Here is a 19,930-nt window from a genome sequence, read left to right on the forward strand (position 1 = left end):
ACTGATTGGAACCCTTCAATCGTGAAGGGGGCGCCGACCGGACCAAGTCTAGGCCCGGGTCGGCGGGGAACGGCAGCAGCGGGCGGGTGATCGTCATCGGCCCGTACCTGCGCGTGCGCCGTGGCGACGGCGACGCGCAAACGGAGTCCTCTGTCCGCGACTATGAAGCCCGGATCGAGGAGGCCGCCGGCCTTGCCGGAGCGATCGACCTCACCGTGGTGGAATCCGTCATCGCGCCGATCAGCCAGATTCGGCCCGCGACCTATCTCGGCAAAGGCAAGGTCGAGGAGATCAACGGCCTCGTCGCCAGCAACCACGTCGAGCTCGTGGTGATGGATTGCGCGCTGTCGCCGATCCAGCAACGCAACCTCGAGAAGGCCTGGAGCACCAAGGTGCTCGACCGCACCGGTTTGATTCTGGAAATCTTCGGCCGCCGCGCCAAGACCAAGGAAGGTGCGCTGCAGGTCGAGCTTGCCCATCTCAACTACCAGCGCAGCCGCCTGGTGCGGTCCTGGACCCATCTCGAGCGTCAGCGCGGCGGCTTCGGCTTCATGGGCGGCCCCGGCGAAACCCAGATCGAGGCCGACCGCCGCCTGATCTCCGAGCGCATCACCAAGCTCGAGGGCGAATTGAAGAAGGTGCAGGCGACGCGGCGGCTGCATCGCGCTGGCCGCCAGCGCGTGCCGTACCGCGTGGTGGCGCTGGTCGGCTACACCAATGCCGGCAAATCGACCCTGTTCAACCGCCTGACCCGGGCCGACGTGCAGGCCGCCGACATGCTGTTTGCGACGCTGGATCCGACGCTGCGCGCGCTCAACCTGCCGCATGGCGGCAAGGCGATGCTGTCGGACACGGTCGGCTTCATTTCCAATCTGCCGACCCAGCTGGTGGCCGCGTTCCGCGCCACGCTGGAGGAGGTGCTGGAAGCTGACATCATCCTGCATGTCCGCGACATCTCGCATGAAGATGCCGAGGCACAGGAGCGCGACGTCGAGGGCGTGCTGCGTCAGCTCGGCATCGATCCCGACGCCGACGGCGGCCAGCGCATCATCGAGGTCTGGAACAAGATCGACCGCTTCGATCCCGAGGAGCGGGACAATCTGCGCAACATCGCTGCGCGCCGGCCGCCGGAGCGGCCTTGCTTCCTGGTCTCGGCCGTGACCGGCGAGGGGATCGACGCACTGTTGTCAGCGATTGAGGATCGCCTCGCGGCCAAGCGCATGACGCTGCAGCTCTCGATCGACGCCTCCGACGGCGCCGGCATCAGCTGGCTGCATCGCAACGCCGAGGTCCTGCACAAGGAGCTCCACGGCGAGCGCTTTGACATGACGGTGCGGGTCGACGAGACCAAGCGCGACATCGTGGTGAGCCGGTTCGCCGCCGTGCCGCACGGGGCGTAAGGCTCCGGCACCGCGCGCCGCAATCCGCCGAAATATGACGGCGCCGTGACTTGGCCTCACTCGACCACACCCTGCGACGTGCCGCCGCACTTTCTGTTTGAAATCTGCGTCGCCTTGGTTCATTGCGCTCCAGAACGCAAAGGCGAGGGCGATCGATGCAAGATTCCGAAACCATGACCAAAGAGACGCTCAGCCCGAACGGGGACCTCGCCCATGCGCGGGCGCCCGAGATCGTCGATGCGCTGAACGCCCGGGAGCCGGTGGATGCGGCAAAACTGCTGCAAGCGCTGCCGGCGGAGAAGGCGATCGAGGTGCTCGACCTGCCCGGGCTCGACAACACCTGCGAGATCCTGGCCGAGCTGCCGCAGGACACCGCGGTGTCGCTGCTCTCAGGCGTCTCCGACGACCGCGCCGCCGACATTTTCAAGGAACTGGTCGAGCCGCTGCGCACCACACTGCTGAACGGGCTCAATCCGGAGACCCGCAGCGTCATCTCGGGGCTGCTGGCCTATCCCGAGCGCAGCGCCGGCAGCATCATGACGACCGAGTTCGTCAGCGTGCCCTCGAATTGGACCATCGCCGAGGTCCTGCACCACATCCGGATGGTCGAGCGCACCCGCGAGACCGTGTACTCGATCTTCGTGATCGACCCGGTCAAGAAGACACTGATCCAGGCCGTGCCGCTGCGCCGCCTGATCTCGGCCGATCCGCACGCCAATGTGCTGACTGCTGCGCCGGCGCGAAAGCCGCTGATGATCGCGCCCGAGGCCGACCGCATGGAGGCGGCGCGGCTGATCTCGCGCTACGATCTGCTTGCGGTCGCGGTCGTAGACGGTCCCGGCCACATCCTCGGCATCGTCACGGTGGACGACGTTATCGACGCCATCGTCGAGGAATCGACCGAGGACGCCCAGAAGTTCGGCGGCATGGAAGCGATCGACGAGCCGTACTTGCGGATCGGTTTCGGCGAGATGATCAAGAAGCGCGCCGGCTGGCTGTGCGCGCTGTTCCTGTCGGAAATGCTGACCGCGACCGCGATGCAGTCGTACCAGAGCGAGCTTGAGAAGGCGATCGTGCTGACGCTGTTCATCCCGCTGATCATGAGCTCCGGCGGCAACTCCGGTTCGCAGGCGACCTCGCTTTTGATCCGCTCGCTGGCGCTTCACGAGGTGCGGCTGCGCGACTGGTGGCGTGTCGCCGTGCGCGAGCTGCCGACCGGTATCGTGCTCGGCTCCATCCTCGGCCTGATCGGTATTGTCAGGATCACGCTCTGGCAGACGATGGGTCTGTTCGACTACGGCCCGCATTGGGTGCTGGTTGCCGCGACCGTCGCCGCTGCGCTGATCGGCATCGTCACCTTCGGCTCGCTCTGCGGCTCGATGCTGCCGTTCATCCTCAAGCGCATCGGCTTCGATCCGGCCAGCGCCTCCGCGCCGTTTGTCGCGACGTTGGTCGACGTGACCGGCCTCGTGATCTATTTCGGCGTAGCCGCGGTGATCCTGCGCGGGACGTTGTTGTGAGGTGAGGGGGCTGCGCTTTCTTTCTTTTGGGCGCAGCTCCATCGGCACACTCAATGTCGTCCCTGCGAAAGCGGGGACCCATAACCACCGGCCCGCATTGCTGAGCACGGCGGAAGTTCACCTTCACGACGGCATCTGGCTGTGAATCACCCGGTACCAGCACCGTCACCCAATCGATAGATCACGCAGTATGGGTCCCTGCTTTCGCAGGGACGACAGCGGTCTTCGCCTCGTTCCACAACGCGTCCATCTCCTCCAGCGTCGCGCCCTCCAGCGAACGCCCCTTCGCCGCCAGCGCCTCCTCGATATAGGCGAACCGGCACTCGAACTTGGCGTTGGTCGCGCGCAGCGCGGTTTCCGGATCGGCGTCGACGTGGCGGGCGAGGTTGACCAGCGCGAACATCAGGTCGCCGGTCTCCTCGGCGACCTCCTGCTTGTCGTTGCGGTCGAGCGCAGCCTCGATCTCGTCGGCCTCCTCGCGGATCTTGGCGAGCACCGCGCGCGGATCGTTCCAGTCGAAGCCGACGGTGGAGGCCTTGCGCTGCAATTCCATCGCTCGGGTCAAGGCAGGCAGGCCGGCCTTCACGCTAGCCAGCAGGGATTTGTGCGCGGTGTCCTCCGGCGGCCGGCGCGCCGCGCGCTCGGCCTTCTCCTCGGCCTTGATGCGTTCCCAAGCGCTCTTGACGCCGGCGGGCTGGATATTGCCGTCCTGGTCAGCAAATACATGCGGATGACGGCGGATCATCTTCCTCGTGATCGCCTCGACCACATCGCCAAACGCGAACGCGTTCTGCTCCTCTGCCAAGCGGGCGTGATAGACCACCTGCAGCAGCAGATCGCCGAGCTCCTCGCGCAGATCGTCGAGGTCGCCGCGCGTGATCGCATCCGCAACCTCATAGGCTTCCTCGATGGTGTAGGGTGCGATGGTCTCGAAATTCTGAATGAGATCCCATGGGCAGCCGGTCACCGGCGTGCGCAGCGCGGCCATGATCTCGATCAGGCGGGAAATGTCGCGGGAAGGGGTCATGGGACACCGGACTGTGAAGGGTAGACGCGTTATGCCAAATCGGCCCAGCCGATCCCAGAAGAACGCGCCAGAATCACGGCGCTGTCCACCGATTGGCCTCGGGCGCCGTCAGGTGCTAAATCGCGTTCCATGACCGATCAGAACACTTCCGACACCGCGCTGGTGCTGTTTTCCGGTGGCCAGGATTCCACCACCTGCCTGGCCTGGGCCTTATCGCGGTTTGCGCGCGTCGAGATGCTCGGCTTTTCCTACGGCCAGCGCCACGCCGTCGAGCTCGATTGCCGCGACCGGCTGCTGGCCGGGATCAAGCAGATGCGGCCGGACTGGTCGGCGAAGCTCGGCGACAGCCACACGCTTGCGATCCCGACGCTGTCTGATATCTCGGACACCGCGCTGACCCGCGACGTCGCCATCGAAATGGGCGCGGACGGGTTGCCCAACACCTTCGTGCCCGGCCGCAACCTCGTGTTCCTCACCTTCGCCGCGGCGCTGGCCTATCGGCGCGGCATCCGCCACATCATCGGCGGCATGTGCGAGACCGATTATTCCGGCTATCCGGATTGCCGCGACGAGACCATCAAGGCGCTGCAGTCCGCGCTCAACCTCGGCATGGCCAAGGACTTCGAGCTGCACACACCGCTAATGTGGCTCGACAAGGCCGCGACCTGGCGGCTCGCGCACGATCTCGGCGGGGCAGGGCTGGTCGATCTGATCCGCGAGCACTCGCACACCTGCTATCTCGGCGAACGCGGTGCCCAGCACGATTGGGGCTATGGCTGCGGCGAATGCCCGGCCTGCGCCCTGCGCGCCAAGGGCTGGCGGGAATATGTCGCGCAGGGCGATTAGCCGCTCGCAAGTCTTGGCTCAGGCCGGTCCGCGTCGGCCGGCAAGGACGATGAGTGCGGCGAGCACCTGCGCGGCCGCAGCCACAACGAAGGCTGCTGTGTAGTCTGCCGTAACGTCGCGGATCGTACCGAGAATGGCCGGAGCAAAGGCGAAGACAGCCTGATTGATCGCGACTACCAGCGCCACCACCGTACCGACATTCTGTCCGTGGAACTCCTTCTGCGCGATGAAGGTTGGCAGCGGAGCGACATTCCCAACGCCGAGGCCGAACAGCGCGCAGCCGATCAGGAGGACGAGATGGGTGTCGGCAACGCACAGCAGGCCGACACCAACACTCTGGACGAGAAAGTTGATGCTCGCGGCTCCACGCCGGTCGCGGTCTCCCAGCAGCCAGCCGAGCAGCGTTCGGCCTGCAATCGCAGCAATCGTGGTGAAGCTCATGATCGCGGCAGCCCGGCCTGCGCCGAAGACAGGCGACAGCCGAGCCAGCAGGTGGGAGAGCACCCCGACCTGGGCAAAGAGCGCCAAGGCAAAGGCGGCCGACAAGGTCGCGAATTCCGGTGTTCGCATGAGCACGGCGCGCGGCAGCCGCTTCTCCGCAGCCGCAGCCGCCTGCGTGGCTTCGAGTGGACGCCCATCCGGCATGAGGCCGAGATCGCGGGGAGACAGCCCCAAATAGCGTTGTGCAAGCAGACTGACCACGAGAACAATGGTGCTGCCGAGGCAAAGCGCGGTGGCAGGGAAGCCGATGCTCGCGATGAGCGTGACAAAGAGGGGAGTAAAGACGACGCCCCCGATACTGGCGCCATTGAAGGCAAGATTGATCGCCTTCGGCCGATCGCGGTCGAACCACGGTGCGATCATCGCGTTGAGCGCTGCGCCGCTCGTCATGGCCCAACCGCTGCCGGAGATCACGGCCGCAGGAGCAAGTTGCCAGGGCGCTGATGCCATCGACCATGCGACTAGGCCGGTCGCGGTCAGGATTGCGCCAGCGATCGTGGCGCGGACGATACCCAATGCCCCGTGCAATTCAGGCAGGAATGCCACGATGCAAGCGCCGACGACAAAGTGCAGGGTGACGGCTGCCGAAATCACCGCGATCGGCCACCCCGTCGACTGATGCAGCGTTTGCAGGAAGACGCCTGGACCGTAGAAGCCGATGCCCCAGGCAAAGACCGCGACCACGAACGCGGTCCATGCGACGGACCAGCCGGCAAAGCGTGTCTGCGGGTTCATGTATGCACCGTGGTTCGTCAGCGATGACTACCGCTTGGTGGCGGCAGATCGATGCCTTATCATCGGCCGGCGAATGGGACTCGCCGGATTCGGACGCGGTCGTCCCGCGGGCCCGGAGGACGTTCATGCTTGATGCAGATGAATGTGAGCGGGCACGGGTCGGAAGGGATCATCGTTATGACGGCCGCTTCTTCTCCGGCGTCAGGACGACGAAGATTTACTGCCGGCCAGTGTGCCCTGTTCGTCCCGCCAAGGCCGCAAATGTAAAATTCTATCCGTCGGCGGCGGCAGCCGAGGCTGCAGGTTTCCGCCCGTGTCTTCGGTGCCGGCCCGAAGCTGCACCGTTTTCGCCGGCATGGAACGGGACACGTACAACCGTCGAACGCGCGCTTCGCCTGATCAAGAACGGATTCCTCGACCACGGCAATGTCGGCGATCTTTCGGACAGGCTCGGGATCGGACCGCGGCACCTGAACAGGCTGTTTCAAGAACATCTCGGCGCAAGCCCGCTACAAGTTGCACAGACCACGCGCGTTCAGCGCGCCAAACGGCTGCTCGACGATACCGATCTATCGATGATCGACGTCGCCGAGCAGGCCGGCTTCCGCAGTCTCCGGCGGTTCAATGCAGTCTTTGCAGACATCTATCGACGGCCGCCGTCGCATGTCAGACGCATCAGGCACTTGATGCGGCGGTGACGTGGGGCGGATCTGCGGCTCTATGGATTCCGGGCTCATCGCTTCGCGATGCCCCGGAATGACGGAGGGGTGGCGGCAAAATACAAAGCTTGGCCAAAACATGTCGCGAGAACGTGGATGTTTGGCTCACAGCCCGTGCAACACATTCAGTGTCGTCCCTGCGAAAGCAGAGGACCCATAACCACCGATCTTTTTGTTGAGCTATGCTGGAACGGCCAGTTCCATTCACTACGCCTGCTACGGAGTATGGGTCCCTGCGTTCGCAGGGACGACGGCTGCGAGTGTGGCGCGACCCAGTCAAATGACGGAAGAGGGCCGCTACTCGAAATCCTTCGCCGTCAGCTCGATCGGCTGGCCGTGCGGGGTGCGATCGGCAGCGTGGTCCCAGGCGTCGCGGTAGCGGTGCAGGGTCTCCGTTGTGGTGACGCCCTTGGCGGCGACGAGGTGCTCGAGCGTCGCCAGCCAATGCTGGTAATAGGTCTCGCCGGTGTCGGGATCGCCGGCGGCCTGCGCGCGCTTGATCTGATCGGCGAGGGCGGCCGCCCATTCGGGCCAGGTGAACACGCCGCGATCATGCAGCGTCAAGGCCATGGCGAACGCCTGCGCCTCCCACGGTGCGCGGAACACCGGACCGTCCTGATCGCGGGGAATGCTGGACACGGCGCTGGTCGCGCGCGCAGCGGCTCCGGCATCCATCAGATGGCCTCCAGATACGGCTCGAACGCGTCGATCGAAACCTTGATGGTCGGATCGGAATCCGGTCCCCACAATTCGCGTCCGTCGAACACGACGGTGTACAGCCATTGCGGATGTTCGCCGGCGTCGTTCGCCGCGGTATCGGGGAAAACGTGACAGCCATGATCGCGCTCGACCACGCCGACATGACCACGCACATAGCGCGGCAGCCGCGTGTGCGTGGCCGGATGGATGTTCTTCGCCCGCACCCGATCGCCGGCCTTGAATTTCGCAGCGGCCGGCGCGGCACGTCCGAACTTGCCGCGCACCATGATGCGCTCGATATCGGCGGTCGAGAATTTGCCGTGCTTGAGCGCTTTCGCCGGCGCGACGGAATGTCCGGCAGCGACGTCGTCCTTGGAGATATAGCCCTTGTCGAGCAGCAGCGCCTCCAGCCCGAGCAGCCATTTCCTGTAATAGGAGCTCGACAGATAAACCTGCGGGGGCAGGGTCTCGCGGTAGAAGCGCGAGGCGTCGATGTTGAATGCGCCGGCCGCGCCCATCGCGCGGACCATCGCGAGCACCCGCGATTCCCATTCCTCATGGAACATCGGCTCATTCAGCTCGGGCTCGACCTTGCCGAACCCGTCCATGCCGCCCATGTCGTGGACGCCGTTCACGACGGTGCTCCCGGCGTTCTCGGGAAGCCGGTGCCGATCATGGAATCGCGCGTCACGAGCTCGGTGAGTTGTTCCTCGCTCCAGCCCTCGGTGCCTGCGGGCCGCATCGGCAGCACCAGGAAACGCGTCTCAGCCGTGGAGTCCCAGACCCGGATTTCCGTTTCCTTCGGCAGGCTGACGCCGAAATCGGCGAGCACGCCGCGCGGATCCTTGACCGCCCGCGAGCGGTACGGCGAGGCCTTGTACCAGACCGGCGGCAGGCCGAGCATTTCCCAGGGGTAACAGGAGCAGAGCGTGCAGACGACCATGTTGTGACGGCCGGGCGTGTTCTCGATCGCGACCAGATGGTCTCCGACGCGGCTGACATGGCCGAGGGTGCCGACCGCCTTGCTGGCGTCCTCGAGCAGCGCCTTCTTGAAGGCGGAATCGGTCCAGGCCTTGGCGACGACCTTGGCGCCGTTATGCGGACCGATCTTGGTCTCGTAGGCCTGCACGATGGCGTCGAGCGCTGCAGCCTCGACATAGCCTTTCTCGGTCAGGATCGATTCCAGCGCGCGGACGCGCAGTTCGGTCTCCGACAGTTCGGAATGGTCGTGATCGTGGTGGTGGTGATCATGTTCGCTCATGCCTACAGAATAGGCGAAATCGCCGTGTTATGTCGAGGCAAGCAATACACAACAATGCGAGCTGGGAGGTATGCGTGGTTGACTATGTGACGATCGAAAAAGGCCTCGGGCCGGAGGGGCGCATCGCCGTGGTGCGGTTCGACCGCGGCGACGGTATCAACGCGCTGTCGCCGCAGGCGTTGCGGCAGCTGACTGACGCGGCGCGCAGCTTCGAGGACGATGGCGACACCTCGGTGGTGGTGCTGACTGGTGGCGCCAAATCGTTCAGTGCCGGCTTCGACCTCAAGGATGCCGAAGGGCGTTCGCGCGCGACCATGGATATGGGCGCGCCGCGCCGCCACCTGAAGCTCGGGCCGCGGCTGACGCGCACCTGGCAGGAGATGGAGCAGGTCACGATCGGCGCCATCGAAGGTTTCTGTGTCGGGGGCGGCGTGGCGCTCGCGGTGGCGTTGGATTTCCGGGTGATGGCGCGCGATGCGCATATGCGGGTGCCGGAGATCGCGCTCGGCATGAACATGAGCTGGCAGAGCGTGCCGCGCATGCTGCACCTGATGGGCCCGGCGCGGACCAAGCAGGCGGTGATCCTGCCGACGACCGGATCTCGGCCGACGAGGCCTATCAATGGGGCCTGGTGGAGCAGGTGGCCGATTCCGGCAAATCGTACGAGGCCGCGATGGCGCTCGCGGCCAAGGTCGCGGCCCAGCCGCCGATTTCGGTCGCGATGACCAAGCTGACGGTCAACCGGCTGGCGCATGCGCTCGACGATCTCGCAAGCCACATGGATCTCGACCAGTTCGCGCTGGCGAGCCTGACCGACGACCATAAGGAAGGCGTTGCGGCGTTCCTCGGACGGCGCAAGCCGCGCTTCAGGGGGCGCTAAACACGGATTATGGCCGTGAGGGGTAGCCCGTCCATACATCCAAATAGCCACCCGCCGCTCCTTGCTTTCGTGTCTTCCCGATCGCTTAATCGACGAAATCTGCACGAACGGCGCGGCTGTTCGTCGAAAGCCATTGGCTTGCGCGTGAGCGCGCTCTCGCGATCGGAATGCACGTATGACGTCTGACCGCCGCCCCGAGCCCGACTTTTGCCAAGCTTCCGTCGCGGGCAGGGGCGATCGCGACGGCGCATCGGGTGTGGGCCGGGGAACAGCGTCGCGCAGTCTGAGCTCCTTCGACGAAACCGTCGAGCTGAGACCGGGGATGATCGCGCCAGTTCTCGAGAATGACGGTTTAGAGGTCCTGGCATTCGCGCTCGATGCGGAGCCGGACATCATTCGCGTCATGGATATCGGCCTGAACGACGAGGAACGCCGGCGCGCCGAGCGGGTGAGGCTGGAGAGGGACCGCCGCCGCTTTGTTGTTGGACGCGGCCAGTTGCGCCGGGTCCTCGCTTCCAAACTGGGAATTTCGCCGTCCGACATCGAACTGGAATATGGACCGCTTGGCAAACCCTATTTGTCGCACCGCATGCCCGCGCGCGACCTGCGTTTCAGCTTCTCCCGGTCCGGCGATGTGGCGGTCGTCGCCCTCTCGACGAGGCAAGAGGTCGGCGTGGACATCGAGGCGGTCCTCCCTGTGCCCGAAGCGGACGACATCGCAGCGCTCTGTTTTTCCGCCTCCGAGGGCGCGTCCTACGCCGCCCTTGGCGCGGAAGACCGCCTGGAAGGCTTCTTCCGGCGCTGGACGCAGTTGGAAGCTATCTCCAAGGCCTTGGGGTGCGGCTTGGGACAGTCCATGTCCTGGAATGAAAGGGATTGGGTTGTCCGAAGATTCATACCTCGAAGTGGGTATATCGGGTGCGTGGTCATCCCGAACTGGCAATCGCGCGATGTCACTACGCATTGAACGAGCAGGCTCATCGAAGTCCATTAGACTGCACGGGCGCTCATTCGTGCCGCACTTCGCTCCCGCACATGGCGGTCGCAGACGAGAACACGGGCCAGCCCCATGTCAGCGCAGTTGATACAGTTTTCCGAGCTCCTCGCAGCCCTCGCGGTCAGGGACGTCAGGCTCTGGGTGGAGGGCGACCGGCTGCGGTGCAACGCGCCGGCTGGCGCACTCACGTCAGAGCTTCGCGACCAGTTGCAGGACCGGAAAAGCGAGATCATCGCGTTTCTGAACATGGCCGCGGCGGCCGCGCGACAGCCCGCAATCATTCCCCTGCAGTCTGGCGGAACACGTACGCCGATTTACGCCGTCCCCGGGCATGTCGGGGCGCCGTTCACATTCTCGGACCTGTCGAAGCATCTGGGCAGCGATCAGCCATTCTACGCACTGCAACCGACCGGCTACGATGGGCAGAGCGAGCCGATGGACCGCGTCGAAGATATCGCCGAGTATTTCGCCCGCCAGATCGTCGAGTATCAGCCCAACGGTCCGTACATCATCGCCGGATATTGCTCCGGCGCTCCAACTGCTTTCGAACTCGCGAAAATCCTGGGACGCCGCGGAGCTGAGGTCCCATGCGTCGCGCTCTTTGGCCCTCTTCACCCGACCACCTATCAGGAACTGCCGCGTCTGCTTTATTTCTCCGCCAGGAACAGACGCGAAGCTATCCAGCGCGAGATGGCGAAGCGGCCGACGTTCGGCGCTCGTCTGCAATATTTCGGCAGCCGTCTCCGCGGTCTCGTGACCCTCGTTCGGAAGGACAAGGAGCCGATCGCGACAGACCTGGTGCTGGCGAGCAGAGCCCGGCTCAAATCCACGGCGATCACCGCTTTTCGGCAGTACGTTCCTGCTCCGTATTTGGGGCGGGTATGCATATTCCTTCCGAACAAGGCCTGGCTGCGATCGGGGGCGGGGCCGCGCCGATGGCTTCGTGCGGTGCCTCATGCCGAATTTTTTTTCGGGCCCGAGGGCTGTCACGCGGACTCCATGCTGGAAGAACCTGACGTGTCTGCGATCGCAGCGCTTTATCGCCAGGCAACCCAGGAGCCGAGCGACTGACGCAATTTCACTGCTGCAATTTGATTGTTGATTGCTTGATGGAGCGTGGTTCATGAATGAAGTCCTGCCCATTGTGGAGGAGGGCGTAGCGCTTCCCCTGCTGAACAGTGTCGATCATCAAACGCTGGTTGTCGCGTACAACGCCACGGCGGCAAGCTACCCGTCGGACCGAACGATCATCGATCTGTTTCGCGACCGGGTGACGCGTAGCCCGGACGCTGAAGCGATCCGCTTCGGCGATGTCATGCTGACGTACCGGCAGCTCGACGGACGCTCCAATCAGATGGCCGCGCATTTGAGCGCGATCGGCTTAGGGCCGGGTCGGATTGCCGTTGTATTCATGGAGCATTCCATTGAGGTCGTCGTCGCGATCCTGGGCGTCCTGAAATCCGGCGCAGCCTATGTGCCGGTGGACGCGGCAACGCCGAAGGGGCGCATCGCAACGATCCTGACGGATATTTCCGACGGAACCGACGGGCTGGCGCCAGTCGTGATCACGCAGGCGCGCCTGGAATCCGCCATTTCCGCCGATCTTGCCGAGATTGTCGTGCTCGACGCCGATTTCGCTGCGATTGCGCGTCAACCGGACTCTGCCCGGCCATCCGCTGCCACGCCGGACGGCACCGCCTATATCATCTTCACCTCTGGCTCGACCGGCACACCCAAGGGCGTCGAGATCGCGCACCGGAGCCTGGTGAACTACATCTGGTGGGCCGCCCAGGTCTACAGTTCCGGCGAACGTCTGGCCTGGCCTCTGTTCTCATCTCTGGCTTTCGACCTGACCGTCACGACGCTGTTCACGCCCCTCATCACCGGTGGCCGCATCGTGGTCTATCTCGGTGATCCCGGCGTGCAGAGTATGGTCGTGCTCAAGGTCATCGACGACAATGCCGTCGACATCATGAAGCTGACGCCGGCGCATCTGGCGATGATACGCGACCGCAATCTTGAAACCACACGCCTGCGGAAATTCATCGTGGGCGGTGAGGACTTCAAGACCGAACTGGCACGCGACATCACGAAAGCGATCCCGCATCCGGTCGAAATCTACAACGAATACGGGCCAACCGAAGCCACGGTGGGCTGCATGATTCACCGTTTCGACATCGATCGGGATCAAGCGGGATCGGTCCCGATCGGCGTTCCGGCCGCCAATGCCGGAATCTACGTCCTCAGCGAAGCCTATCAGCCTACCGGTCCCGGCATCATCGGTGAGATGTTCATTGCCGGCGACGGCCTCGCGAAGGGCTATTTCAACCGACCTGACCTGACCGACGACCGTTTCCGCACGGCCATAGATCCTCGAGACGGGTTCACGAATCTGCGGCTGTACAAGACGGGCGATCTTGCCCGCTGGACTCCTGAAGGGCGCCTGGAATTTCTCGGCCGTGCAGATCATCAGGTGAAGGTCGGTGGTGCGCGTGTCGAGCTCGGCGAGATCGAAGCGCGGCTTCTCAAGCACCCGCAGGTGCAGGAATGCGCGGTCACCGTCATCGAACCGTCCGCGGCCGGAGGCGGCTTGACTCGACTTGCAGCCTACTATGTGTCGCCAGACGCTCTGACCGTGGCGGACCTGCGCGCCTTTCTGGCCGAAGAGCTGTTGGAGTCGATGATTCCGACGCACTATGTCTGCCTTGAGCGGATGCCGCTCACCTCCAACGGCAAGGTCGACCGGACCGCGCTGCCCGAGCCGACGGCAGAAAACAACCGGTCTGCGCAGGAATTCACCGCTCCCGCGACGGAGACCGAAAAGACGCTGGCCGCGTTGTGGTGCGATCTGCTGAAGATCAAGTCGATCGGACGTCGCGACAATTTTTTCGAACTGGGCGGCGAGTCGCTGCTGGTGGTGCGGGCGGTAGCGCGGATGCGAAAGGCCTTCGGCGTCGACGTGCAGATTCGCAACCTGTTTGAGCGCCCGACACTGTCCGAATTGGCGGAAGTGATCGACGGCATGCGTTGGGTGGCCCATTCCGAAGCCGCTTCTGCATCGGAGGGACCGAGAGAGGAAATCGAACTGTAGCGTGGCGGCACGCTCCCAATCCGGACGGAAACATTTGCGTTGGACTGATGGCAGAGCGCACGAACATGATGGACAAAGCTTTGGGACCGGCGCGAGGACCGGGGCTGCCCTGGACGGCGGCGGAATATGAGCTGCTGCGGGATCAGGTCCGCCGGTTCGTCGAGGAGGAGATCAAGCCTTGCGCGGATAGCTGGGAAGAGCAGGGGTTCATTCCCCGTCCGGTCCTGCGCCGCATGGGCGAACTCGGTTTCTTCGGTATCCGTTACCCCGGCGGGTATGGCGGGGCCGAGATGGACGCGGTCGCGTCGACGGTTTTCGCCGAGGAGCTTGGGCGCTCGACCTATGGCGGAGTCGCCGACGCGATGCTGGTCCAGGCCGAGATGGCGTCCGTGTATGTCTTTCATGACGGGACCAGAGCCCAGCGGGCCCGCTGGATGCCGGGCATCATCCGCGGCGAGGTGATCACCGCGGTTGCCATCACGGAACCGGATGCCGGCTCGGATGTGAAGGCCATCCGCACGCGCGCGCTCCGGGAGGGTGACTCCTACATCCTCGATGGCACCAAGCTCTACATCACGAACGGCGTCCACGCAGATCTCTACTGCGTCGCGGCCAAGACTAATCCCTCGGCGGGAAGCAACGGTATCACGATGTTCCTGGTCGAGAAAGGCACGCCCGGCTTCAGCGTCGGCCGTGTGCTCGACAAGCAGGGCTGGCGCTCCTCAGACACGGCGGAACTCGTCTTCGACGGTTGCCGGGTGCCCGCCGAGAACGTGCTCGGCGCGGAGGGGCAGGGCTTCTACTCTATCATGCGCAACTTCCAGAACGAGCGCCTCGTCCTCGCCGCCATGGCGATCGGAATGGCCGAGGCGGCGATCGAGATGACCCTCGCCCATGTGAAGGCTCGCCGCGCATTCGGGGGCGTCCTGTGGGACTTGCAGGCGATCCGTCAACGCCTCGCGATGCTTGCCGCGAAGGTCGAGGCAAACCGCGAGTTTCTCTATGCTACCGCGTGGCGCATGGCGGCGGACGACGATTGCATCCGTGAGATCTCGATGTTGAAAGCCATATGCGCCGAACTCGTCAACGAGGTCGCGTATGCCTGCGTCCAGTTCCACGGCGCTATGGGCGTCATGCGCGAGAGCCCCATCGAGCGCATCGCACGTGACGCGCGCGTCCTGCCCATTGCCGGCGGCGCAACGGAGGTGATGCTGGAAGTGGTCGCCTCGATGTCGTGACCCGCACGCGGCCGTCGGGTCGCGGAGGGTGTCCAGCAACGACGCCTGATCCAGCGCGGCATCACCCCAGACACCACCGGCCCAATCCGTAATTCGCATAAGGTATATTATGGAATATTTATATCTACAATTAGATCAGATATTTAGTGGGAAATCTTCGCACCCGACCGCAGCCAGGCGTCTGTCCTGACCGATCCCGGCTAGCGGTCCAGCCCGTGCGGATCGCACAGCGATCCACGCGCACGCGTCTCGTCAGAAAGCCGATATTGCCGCGGCGTACGGACGCTGCAATAAGCCCCAGCTGTGCAGAGATCGCTGGTGACCCCGCGGCATCAGGTCCGTATAGGATGGCATCTCAGAACAACAACAAGCCTCTCGAGGGAGCAACACCAATGAGCTTTTCACGACGCACGCTGCTGAAGGTCTCCGCCGCTTCCGCCGTCCTGGGCGGGATTGGCGCGCCGTATGTCGCGCGCGCGCAGTCGGCCGAGTTCTCCTACAAGTTCGCCAACAACCTGCCGGAGTCGCACCCGTTCGTGGCGCGCGCCCGGGAGATGGCCGCGGCGATCAAGACCGAGACCAACGGCCGGTTTGACCTGCAGGTGTTCCCGAACAGCCAGCTCGGTTCCGATACGGACATGCTGAGCCAGGTGCGCTCCGGCGGCGTCGAGTTCTTCACGCTGTCCGGCCTGATCCTAGCGACCCTGGTGCCGGCGGCCTCAATCAACGGCATCGGTTTCGCATTCCCGGATTATCCCACGGTCTGGAAGGCCATGGACGGCGAGCTCGGCGCCTATGTGCGCGGCGAGATCAACAAGGCCGGCCTCGAGGTGATGGACAAGATCTGGGACAACGGCTTCCGCCAGACCACGTCGTCGACCAAGCCGATCAACGGTCCTGACGATCTCAAGGGCTTCAAGATCCGCGTGCCCGTGTCGCCGCTGTGGACCTCGATGTTCAAGGCGTTCGATGCGTCGCCCGCCTCGATCAATTTCAGCGAGGTCTATTCGGCGCTGCAGACCAAGATCGTCGAGGGCCAGGAAAACCCGCTGGCGTTGATCTCTGCCGCGAAGCTCTACGAGGTGCAGAAGTACTGCTCGCTGACCAACCACATGTGGGATGGCTTCTGGTTCCTGATGAACCGCCGGGCCTGGGCGGCGCTGCCCGATGATATCAAGACCATCGTCGCCAAGAACGTCAACGCGGCGGCCGTCAAGGAGCGCGAGGACACCGAGAAGCTGAACGCTACCGTGAAGCAGGAGCTGACCGGCAAGGGCCTTGTGTTCAACCAGCCCGAGGTCGGGCCGTTCCGCGACAAGCTCCGTACCGCCGGCTTCTACGCCGAGTGGAAGGGCAAGTACGGCGAGAAGGCCTGGGACCTGCTCGAGAAGTCCGTCGGCAAACTGTCCTGATCGATCAGGCGGGAGGCTCGCCAGCGGGAGATTTGCTATGGCTCATGTCGAGATGGCGCCGGCCGTGGCCGGCGAGGCGGCGTCACAGCCCCCTCGCCGACGCTCTGTTCTCGGTTCCATCGAGGCGGCACTCGGATGGCTGGTCGAGATCCCGGCGGCGATCCTCGTCGTCGCCGAGGTCGTGATCCTGTTCGCCGGCGTGGTGTCGCGTTACGTGCTGCATGCGCCGCTGATCTGGTCCGACGAACTGGCGTCGATCCTGTTCCTGTGGCTTGCGATGCTCGGATCGGCGGTGGCGTTCCGCCGCGGCGAGCACATGCGGATGACGGCGCTGGTCGCCAGCGCCGGGCCGCGGCTGTGGGCCTATCTCGACGTGGTCGCGACCTGCGCCGCGCTTGCGTTCCTGATCCTGATCGTACGGCCGGCCTACGAATACGCCTACGAGGAAAGCTTCATCACGACGCCGGCGCTGCAGATCTCCAATACCTGGCGCGCGGCGGCGCTGCCGGTCGGCACCTGCCTGATGGCGCTGTTCGCGCTGCTGCGGCTGGCGCGGGTCGGCAGTTTCAAGACCTTCCTGCTGGCCGCGCTGACCGTGGTCGCGTTGATCGGCGTGTTCTGGCTGGCGCAGCCGCTGCTGCGACCGCTCGGCAACCTCAACCTGATCATCTTCTTCGTCGGCGTGGTCGGCTTCTGCGTGTTCGCAGGCGTTCCGATCGGATTCGCCTTCGGCATGGCGATCTTCGGCTATCTGGCGCTGACCACGCACACGCCGCTGATGGTGCTGGTCGGCCGGATGGACGAGGGCATGAGCCATCTGATCCTGCTGTCGGTGCCGCTGTTCGTGTTCCTTGGCCTGCTGATTGAGATGACCGGCATGGCGCGCGCGATGGTAGCGTTCCTGGCGAGCCTGCTCGGGCACGTCCGCGGCGGCCTGCACTATGTGCTGGTCGGCGCGATGTACCTGGTGTCAGGCATTTCCGGGTCGAAGGCCGCCGACATGGCCGCCGTTGCGCCCGTGCTGTTCCCGGAGATGAAGCAGCGCGGCGCCAAGCCGGGCGATCTGGTCGCCCTGCTCGCCGCCACCGGCGCCCAGACCGAAACCATTCCGCCGAGCCTGGTGCTGATCACGATCGGTTCGGTTACCGGCGTCTCGATCTCGGCGCTGTTCACCGGCGGCCTGCTACCGGGCGTCGTGCTGGCGATCACGCTGTCGGGGCTGGTGTGGTGGCGTTACCGCGGTGAGAACCTCAGCCATGTCCAGCGCGCCACGCGAAGCGAGATCGGCAAGGCCTTCATCTACGCCCTGCCCGCATTGGCGCTGCCCTTCGTGATCCGCTACGCGGTGGTCGAAGGCATCGCCACCGCCACCGAGGTGTCGACCATCGGCATCGTCTACGCCTTCGTCATCGGCCTCCTGATCTACCGCAAGTTCAACTGGCGGCGCCTCGTGCCGATGCTGATCGACACGGCGTGCCTGTCGGGCGCGATCCTGTTCATCATCGGCACTGCGACCGGCATGGCCTGGGGCCTGACCCAGTCAGGCTTCTCACGGGCGCTCGCAGCGGCGATGACCGGGCTGCCCGGCGGTTCGGCGACCTTCATCGCGGTCTCGATCCTGGCCTTCGTGATCCTCGGCAGCGTGCTCGAGGGCATTCCGGCGATCGTGCTGTTCGGCCCGCTGCTGTTTCCGATTGCGCACCAGGTCGGCGTCCACGAGGTGCACTACGCCATGATCATCATCCTGGCGATGGGCATCGGACTGTTCGCGCCGCCGTTCGGCGTCGGTTATTATGCCGCCTGCGCCATCGGGCGCGTCGATCCGGCCGAGGGTATCCGGCCGATCTGGGGCTACATGCTGGCGCTGTTGATCGGCCTGATCATCGTCGCCATCTTCCCCTGGATATCGATCGGTTTCCTTTAAAGCACCTTGCGGATGGGATAGAGCCATGAGTGCAGCTCAAAACCAGTACTCGATCGGGCTCGACAAGACGCCCGCCAATTACGTACCGCTGACACCGCTGAGCTTCCTGGCGCGCTCGGCCGCGGTCTATCCCGACCACCTCAGCGCGGTCTATGAGGGCCGCAGCTTCACCTGGAGCGACACCTACGAGCGCTGCAAGCGGTTTGCGTCCTATCTTGCGGGCCATGGCATCGGCCATGGCGATACGGTCGCGGCGATGCTGCCGAACATCCCGGCGATGAACGAGCTGCACTTCGCGGTGCCGATGACCGGCGCGGTGCTCAATGCCTTGAACATCCGCCTCGATGCGGCGTCGATCGCATTCCAGCTCGACCATGGCGGCGCGAAGATCATCCTGGTCGATCCCGAATTCTCTGGTGTGATCGCGGAAGCCCTGCCCCTGATGATGGGCCCAAAGCCGTTCGTGATCGACGTCGACGATGCCGCGTTCGCCGGCGGCAAGCGGATCGGCGAGATCGAGTATGAGGCCGCGGTCGCGCAAGGTGATGCCTCTTTCGTGGAGCGGCCGCCTGCCGACGAATGGGATGCGATCGCGCTGAGCTATACCTCCGGCACGACGGGCAATCCGAAGGGCGTGGTGACCCATCACCGCGGCGCGTATCTGAACGCCGTCAGCAATATCCTCGCCGGCAATCTCGGCCAGCATCCGGTCTATCTCTGGACGCTGCCGATGTTCCACTGCAACGGCTGGTGCTTCCCCTGGACCATCGCGGCGACCGCCGGCGTCAATGTCTGCTTGCGCAAGGTCGATCCCGCCAAGATCTTCGAGCTGATCCCGAAGCACGGCGTCACCCACATGTGCGGCGCGCCGATCGTCTACAACACGCTGATCAATGCGCCCGATGCGCCGAAGGGCGGCAAGGCCAAGCCGGTCGTCGGCCTGATCGCCGGCGCGGCGCCGCCGGTTGCGGTGCTCGAGGGCGCCGAGCGCATCGGCGTCAAGCTGACCCACGTCTATGGGCTGACCGAGGTCTATGGCCCTGCCTCGGTCTGCGCCGAGCAGCCCGGCTGGGACGAGCTGTCGGCCGATGCGCGGGCGCAGCTGAAGCGGCGTCAGGGCGTGTCGTATCCATTGCAGGAAGGCGTCACGGTGCTCGATCCCGAGACGATGCGCGAGGTGCCACGCGACGGTGAGACCATCGGCGAGGTCATGTTCCGCGGCAACATCGTGATGAAGGGCTATCTGAAGAACGAGAAGGCGACGCAGGAAGCCTTTGCCGGCGGCTGGTTTCACACCGGCGATCTCGGCGTGCTCGACGAGTACGGCTACGTCATCATCAAGGACCGCTCCAAGGACATCATCATCTCCGGCGGCGAGAACGTCTCCTCGGTCGAGGTCGAGGACATCCTCTACAAGCACCCGGCCGTGCTGTTCGCGGCTGTTGTCGCCAAGCCCGATCCGAAATGGGGCGAAGTGCCCTGCGCCTTCATCGAGCTGAAGGACGGCGCCAAGGCGACCGAGACCGAGATCATCGCCTATTGCCGCGAGCACATGTCGGGCTTCAAGACGCCGAAGTCAGTGGTGTTCGGCGTGATCCCGAAGACCTCGACGGGCAAGATCCAGAAGTTTCTGCTGCGCAACGCGGTCGGATCGGCCAAGGCGATCTCGGCGTAAGCTGC

Annotated in this window: 16 protein-coding genes and 1 pseudogene; 12 read left to right on the forward strand and 5 right to left on the reverse strand. The window is 64.5% G+C overall.

Translation table 11 applies throughout. The features are described from left to right. Window positions 1–5 precede the first annotated feature (5 nt). Both hflX and mgtE read left to right on the forward strand, forming a co-directional pair. A complete protein-coding gene (hflX, locus tag QDT69_RS06245; RefSeq protein ID WP_279705757.1) occupies window positions 6–1,400 on the forward strand; it encodes a GTPase HflX in 1,395 nt (464 codons plus the stop codon). Window positions 1,401–1,573: 173 nt separating this feature from the next. Next, window positions 1,574–2,920 (forward strand): magnesium transporter, encoded by a 1,347-nt coding sequence (gene mgtE, locus QDT69_RS06250; protein WP_279705758.1) that lies wholly within the window; start codon window positions 1,574–1,576, stop codon window positions 2,918–2,920. 181 nt (window positions 2,921–3,101) lie between these two features. Here the strand turns inward: mgtE and mazG are convergent, their stop codons facing one another. Next, on the reverse strand, window positions 3,102–3,947 hold the full coding sequence (gene mazG / locus QDT69_RS06255; RefSeq protein WP_279705759.1) for a nucleoside triphosphate pyrophosphohydrolase: 846 nt from the start codon (window positions 3,945–3,947) through the stop codon (window positions 3,102–3,104). A gap of 129 nt (window positions 3,948–4,076) precedes the next feature. On the opposite strand from mazG, the gene queC reads away from it, so the two are divergent. Continuing rightward, on the forward strand, window positions 4,077–4,793 hold the full coding sequence (gene queC / locus QDT69_RS06260; protein ID WP_279705760.1) for a 7-cyano-7-deazaguanine synthase QueC: 717 nt from the start codon (window positions 4,077–4,079) through the stop codon (window positions 4,791–4,793). A gap of 18 nt (window positions 4,794–4,811) precedes the next feature. Here queC and QDT69_RS06265 read toward each other — a convergent pair whose 3' ends face one another. Continuing rightward, window positions 4,812–6,029, reverse strand: a complete 1,218-nt coding sequence (locus tag QDT69_RS06265; RefSeq protein WP_279705761.1) for an MFS transporter — start codon at window positions 6,027–6,029, stop codon at window positions 4,812–4,814. A 125-nt stretch (window positions 6,030–6,154) separates the two neighbouring features. On the opposite strand from QDT69_RS06265, the gene QDT69_RS06270 reads away from it, so the two are divergent. Then, a complete protein-coding gene (locus tag QDT69_RS06270) occupies window positions 6,155–6,727 on the forward strand; it encodes an Ada metal-binding domain-containing protein (RefSeq protein ID WP_279706178.1) in 573 nt (190 codons plus the stop codon). A gap of 318 nt (window positions 6,728–7,045) precedes the next feature. Here QDT69_RS06270 and QDT69_RS06275 read toward each other — a convergent pair whose 3' ends face one another. Genes QDT69_RS06275 through nthA form a run of 3 tightly spaced genes read right to left on the reverse strand, consistent with a single transcriptional unit; the run spans window position 7,046 to window position 8,708 of the window. Further along, a complete protein-coding gene (locus QDT69_RS06275) occupies window positions 7,046–7,423 on the reverse strand; it encodes a nitrile hydratase accessory protein (protein WP_279705762.1) in 378 nt (125 codons plus the stop codon). Continuing rightward, entirely contained in the window at window positions 7,423–8,082 is a 660-nt protein-coding gene (gene nthB / locus QDT69_RS06280; protein ID WP_279705763.1) for a nitrile hydratase subunit beta, read from the reverse strand. Before nthB ends, QDT69_RS06275 begins: the two co-directional genes overlap by 1 nt. Beyond that, window positions 8,079–8,708 (reverse strand): nitrile hydratase subunit alpha, encoded by a 630-nt coding sequence (nthA, locus tag QDT69_RS06285; protein ID WP_279705764.1) that lies wholly within the window; start codon window positions 8,706–8,708, stop codon window positions 8,079–8,081. The genes nthB and nthA overlap by 4 nt, the downstream gene beginning before the upstream one ends. Window positions 8,709–8,782: 74 nt before the next feature. On the opposite strand from nthA, the pseudogene QDT69_RS06290 reads away from it, so the two are divergent. The 8 genes and pseudogenes from QDT69_RS06290 (at window position 8,783) to QDT69_RS06325 (ending at window position 19,925) form a co-directional block, all read left to right on the forward strand. Then, window positions 8,783–9,588, forward strand: a pseudogene (locus QDT69_RS06290) (enoyl-CoA hydratase/isomerase family protein). Window positions 9,589–9,763: 175 nt separating this feature from the next. Continuing rightward, on the forward strand, window positions 9,764–10,555 hold the full coding sequence (locus QDT69_RS06295; RefSeq protein WP_279705765.1) for a 4'-phosphopantetheinyl transferase superfamily protein: 792 nt from the start codon (window positions 9,764–9,766) through the stop codon (window positions 10,553–10,555). A 102-nt stretch (window positions 10,556–10,657) separates the two neighbouring features. Beyond that, window positions 10,658–11,656 (forward strand): thioesterase domain-containing protein, encoded by a 999-nt coding sequence (locus QDT69_RS06300; RefSeq protein WP_279705766.1) that lies wholly within the window; start codon window positions 10,658–10,660, stop codon window positions 11,654–11,656. Window positions 11,657–11,708: 52 nt separating this feature from the next. Beyond that, window positions 11,709–13,676 (forward strand): non-ribosomal peptide synthetase, encoded by a 1,968-nt coding sequence (locus tag QDT69_RS06305; protein ID WP_279705767.1) that lies wholly within the window; start codon window positions 11,709–11,711, stop codon window positions 13,674–13,676. Between the two features lie 47 nt (window positions 13,677–13,723). Further along, window positions 13,724–14,914 (forward strand): acyl-CoA dehydrogenase family protein, encoded by a 1,191-nt coding sequence (locus tag QDT69_RS06310; RefSeq protein WP_279705768.1) that lies wholly within the window; start codon window positions 13,724–13,726, stop codon window positions 14,912–14,914. 392 nt (window positions 14,915–15,306) lie between these two features. Continuing rightward, on the forward strand, window positions 15,307–16,326 hold the full coding sequence (locus QDT69_RS06315; protein ID WP_146985874.1) for a TRAP transporter substrate-binding protein: 1,020 nt from the start codon (window positions 15,307–15,309) through the stop codon (window positions 16,324–16,326). Window positions 16,327–16,363: 37 nt separating this feature from the next. Continuing rightward, complete coding sequence (locus tag QDT69_RS06320) at window positions 16,364–18,250, forward strand: TRAP transporter large permease subunit (protein ID WP_279705769.1); 1,887 nt, start codon at window positions 16,364–16,366, stop codon at window positions 18,248–18,250. Window positions 18,251–18,275: 25 nt separating this feature from the next. After that, entirely contained in the window at window positions 18,276–19,925 is a 1,650-nt protein-coding gene (locus QDT69_RS06325; protein WP_279705770.1) for an acyl-CoA synthetase, read from the forward strand. The last annotated feature ends 5 nt before the right edge of the window (window positions 19,926–19,930 follow it).

Origin of the sequence: Bradyrhizobium sp. CER78, from assembly GCF_029846235.1 — a bacterium.
Classification (GTDB): Bacteria; Pseudomonadota; Alphaproteobacteria; order Rhizobiales; family Xanthobacteraceae; genus Bradyrhizobium.

Coding starts and splice junctions, on each gene's coding strand:
- mgtE (WP_279705758.1), top strand. CDS start 1,574: ATGACCAAAGAGACGCTCAGCCCGAACGGGGACCTCGCCCATGCGCGG.
- mazG (WP_279705759.1), bottom strand. CDS start 3,947: ATGACCCCTTCCCGCGACATTTCCCGCCTGATCGAGATCATGGCCGCG.
- queC (WP_279705760.1), top strand. CDS start 4,077: ATGACCGATCAGAACACTTCCGACACCGCGCTGGTGCTGTTTTCCGGT.
- QDT69_RS06265 (WP_279705761.1), bottom strand. CDS start 6,029: ATGAACCCGCAGACACGCTTTGCCGGCTGGTCCGTCGCATGGACCGCG.
- QDT69_RS06270 (WP_279706178.1), top strand. CDS start 6,155: ATGCTTGATGCAGATGAATGTGAGCGGGCACGGGTCGGAAGGGATCAT.
- QDT69_RS06275 (WP_279705762.1), bottom strand. CDS start 7,423: ATGGATGCCGGAGCCGCTGCGCGCGCGACCAGCGCCGTGTCCAGCATT.
- nthA (WP_279705764.1), bottom strand. CDS start 8,708: ATGAGCGAACATGATCACCACCACCACGATCACGACCATTCCGAACTG.
- QDT69_RS06295 (WP_279705765.1), top strand. CDS start 9,764: ATGACGTCTGACCGCCGCCCCGAGCCCGACTTTTGCCAAGCTTCCGTC.
- QDT69_RS06300 (WP_279705766.1), top strand. CDS start 10,658: ATGTCAGCGCAGTTGATACAGTTTTCCGAGCTCCTCGCAGCCCTCGCG.
- QDT69_RS06305 (WP_279705767.1), top strand. CDS start 11,709: ATGAATGAAGTCCTGCCCATTGTGGAGGAGGGCGTAGCGCTTCCCCTG.
- QDT69_RS06310 (WP_279705768.1), top strand. CDS start 13,724: ATGGCAGAGCGCACGAACATGATGGACAAAGCTTTGGGACCGGCGCGA.
- QDT69_RS06315 (WP_146985874.1), top strand. CDS start 15,307: ATGAGCTTTTCACGACGCACGCTGCTGAAGGTCTCCGCCGCTTCCGCC.
- QDT69_RS06320 (WP_279705769.1), top strand. CDS start 16,364: ATGGCTCATGTCGAGATGGCGCCGGCCGTGGCCGGCGAGGCGGCGTCA.
- QDT69_RS06325 (WP_279705770.1), top strand. CDS start 18,276: ATGAGTGCAGCTCAAAACCAGTACTCGATCGGGCTCGACAAGACGCCC.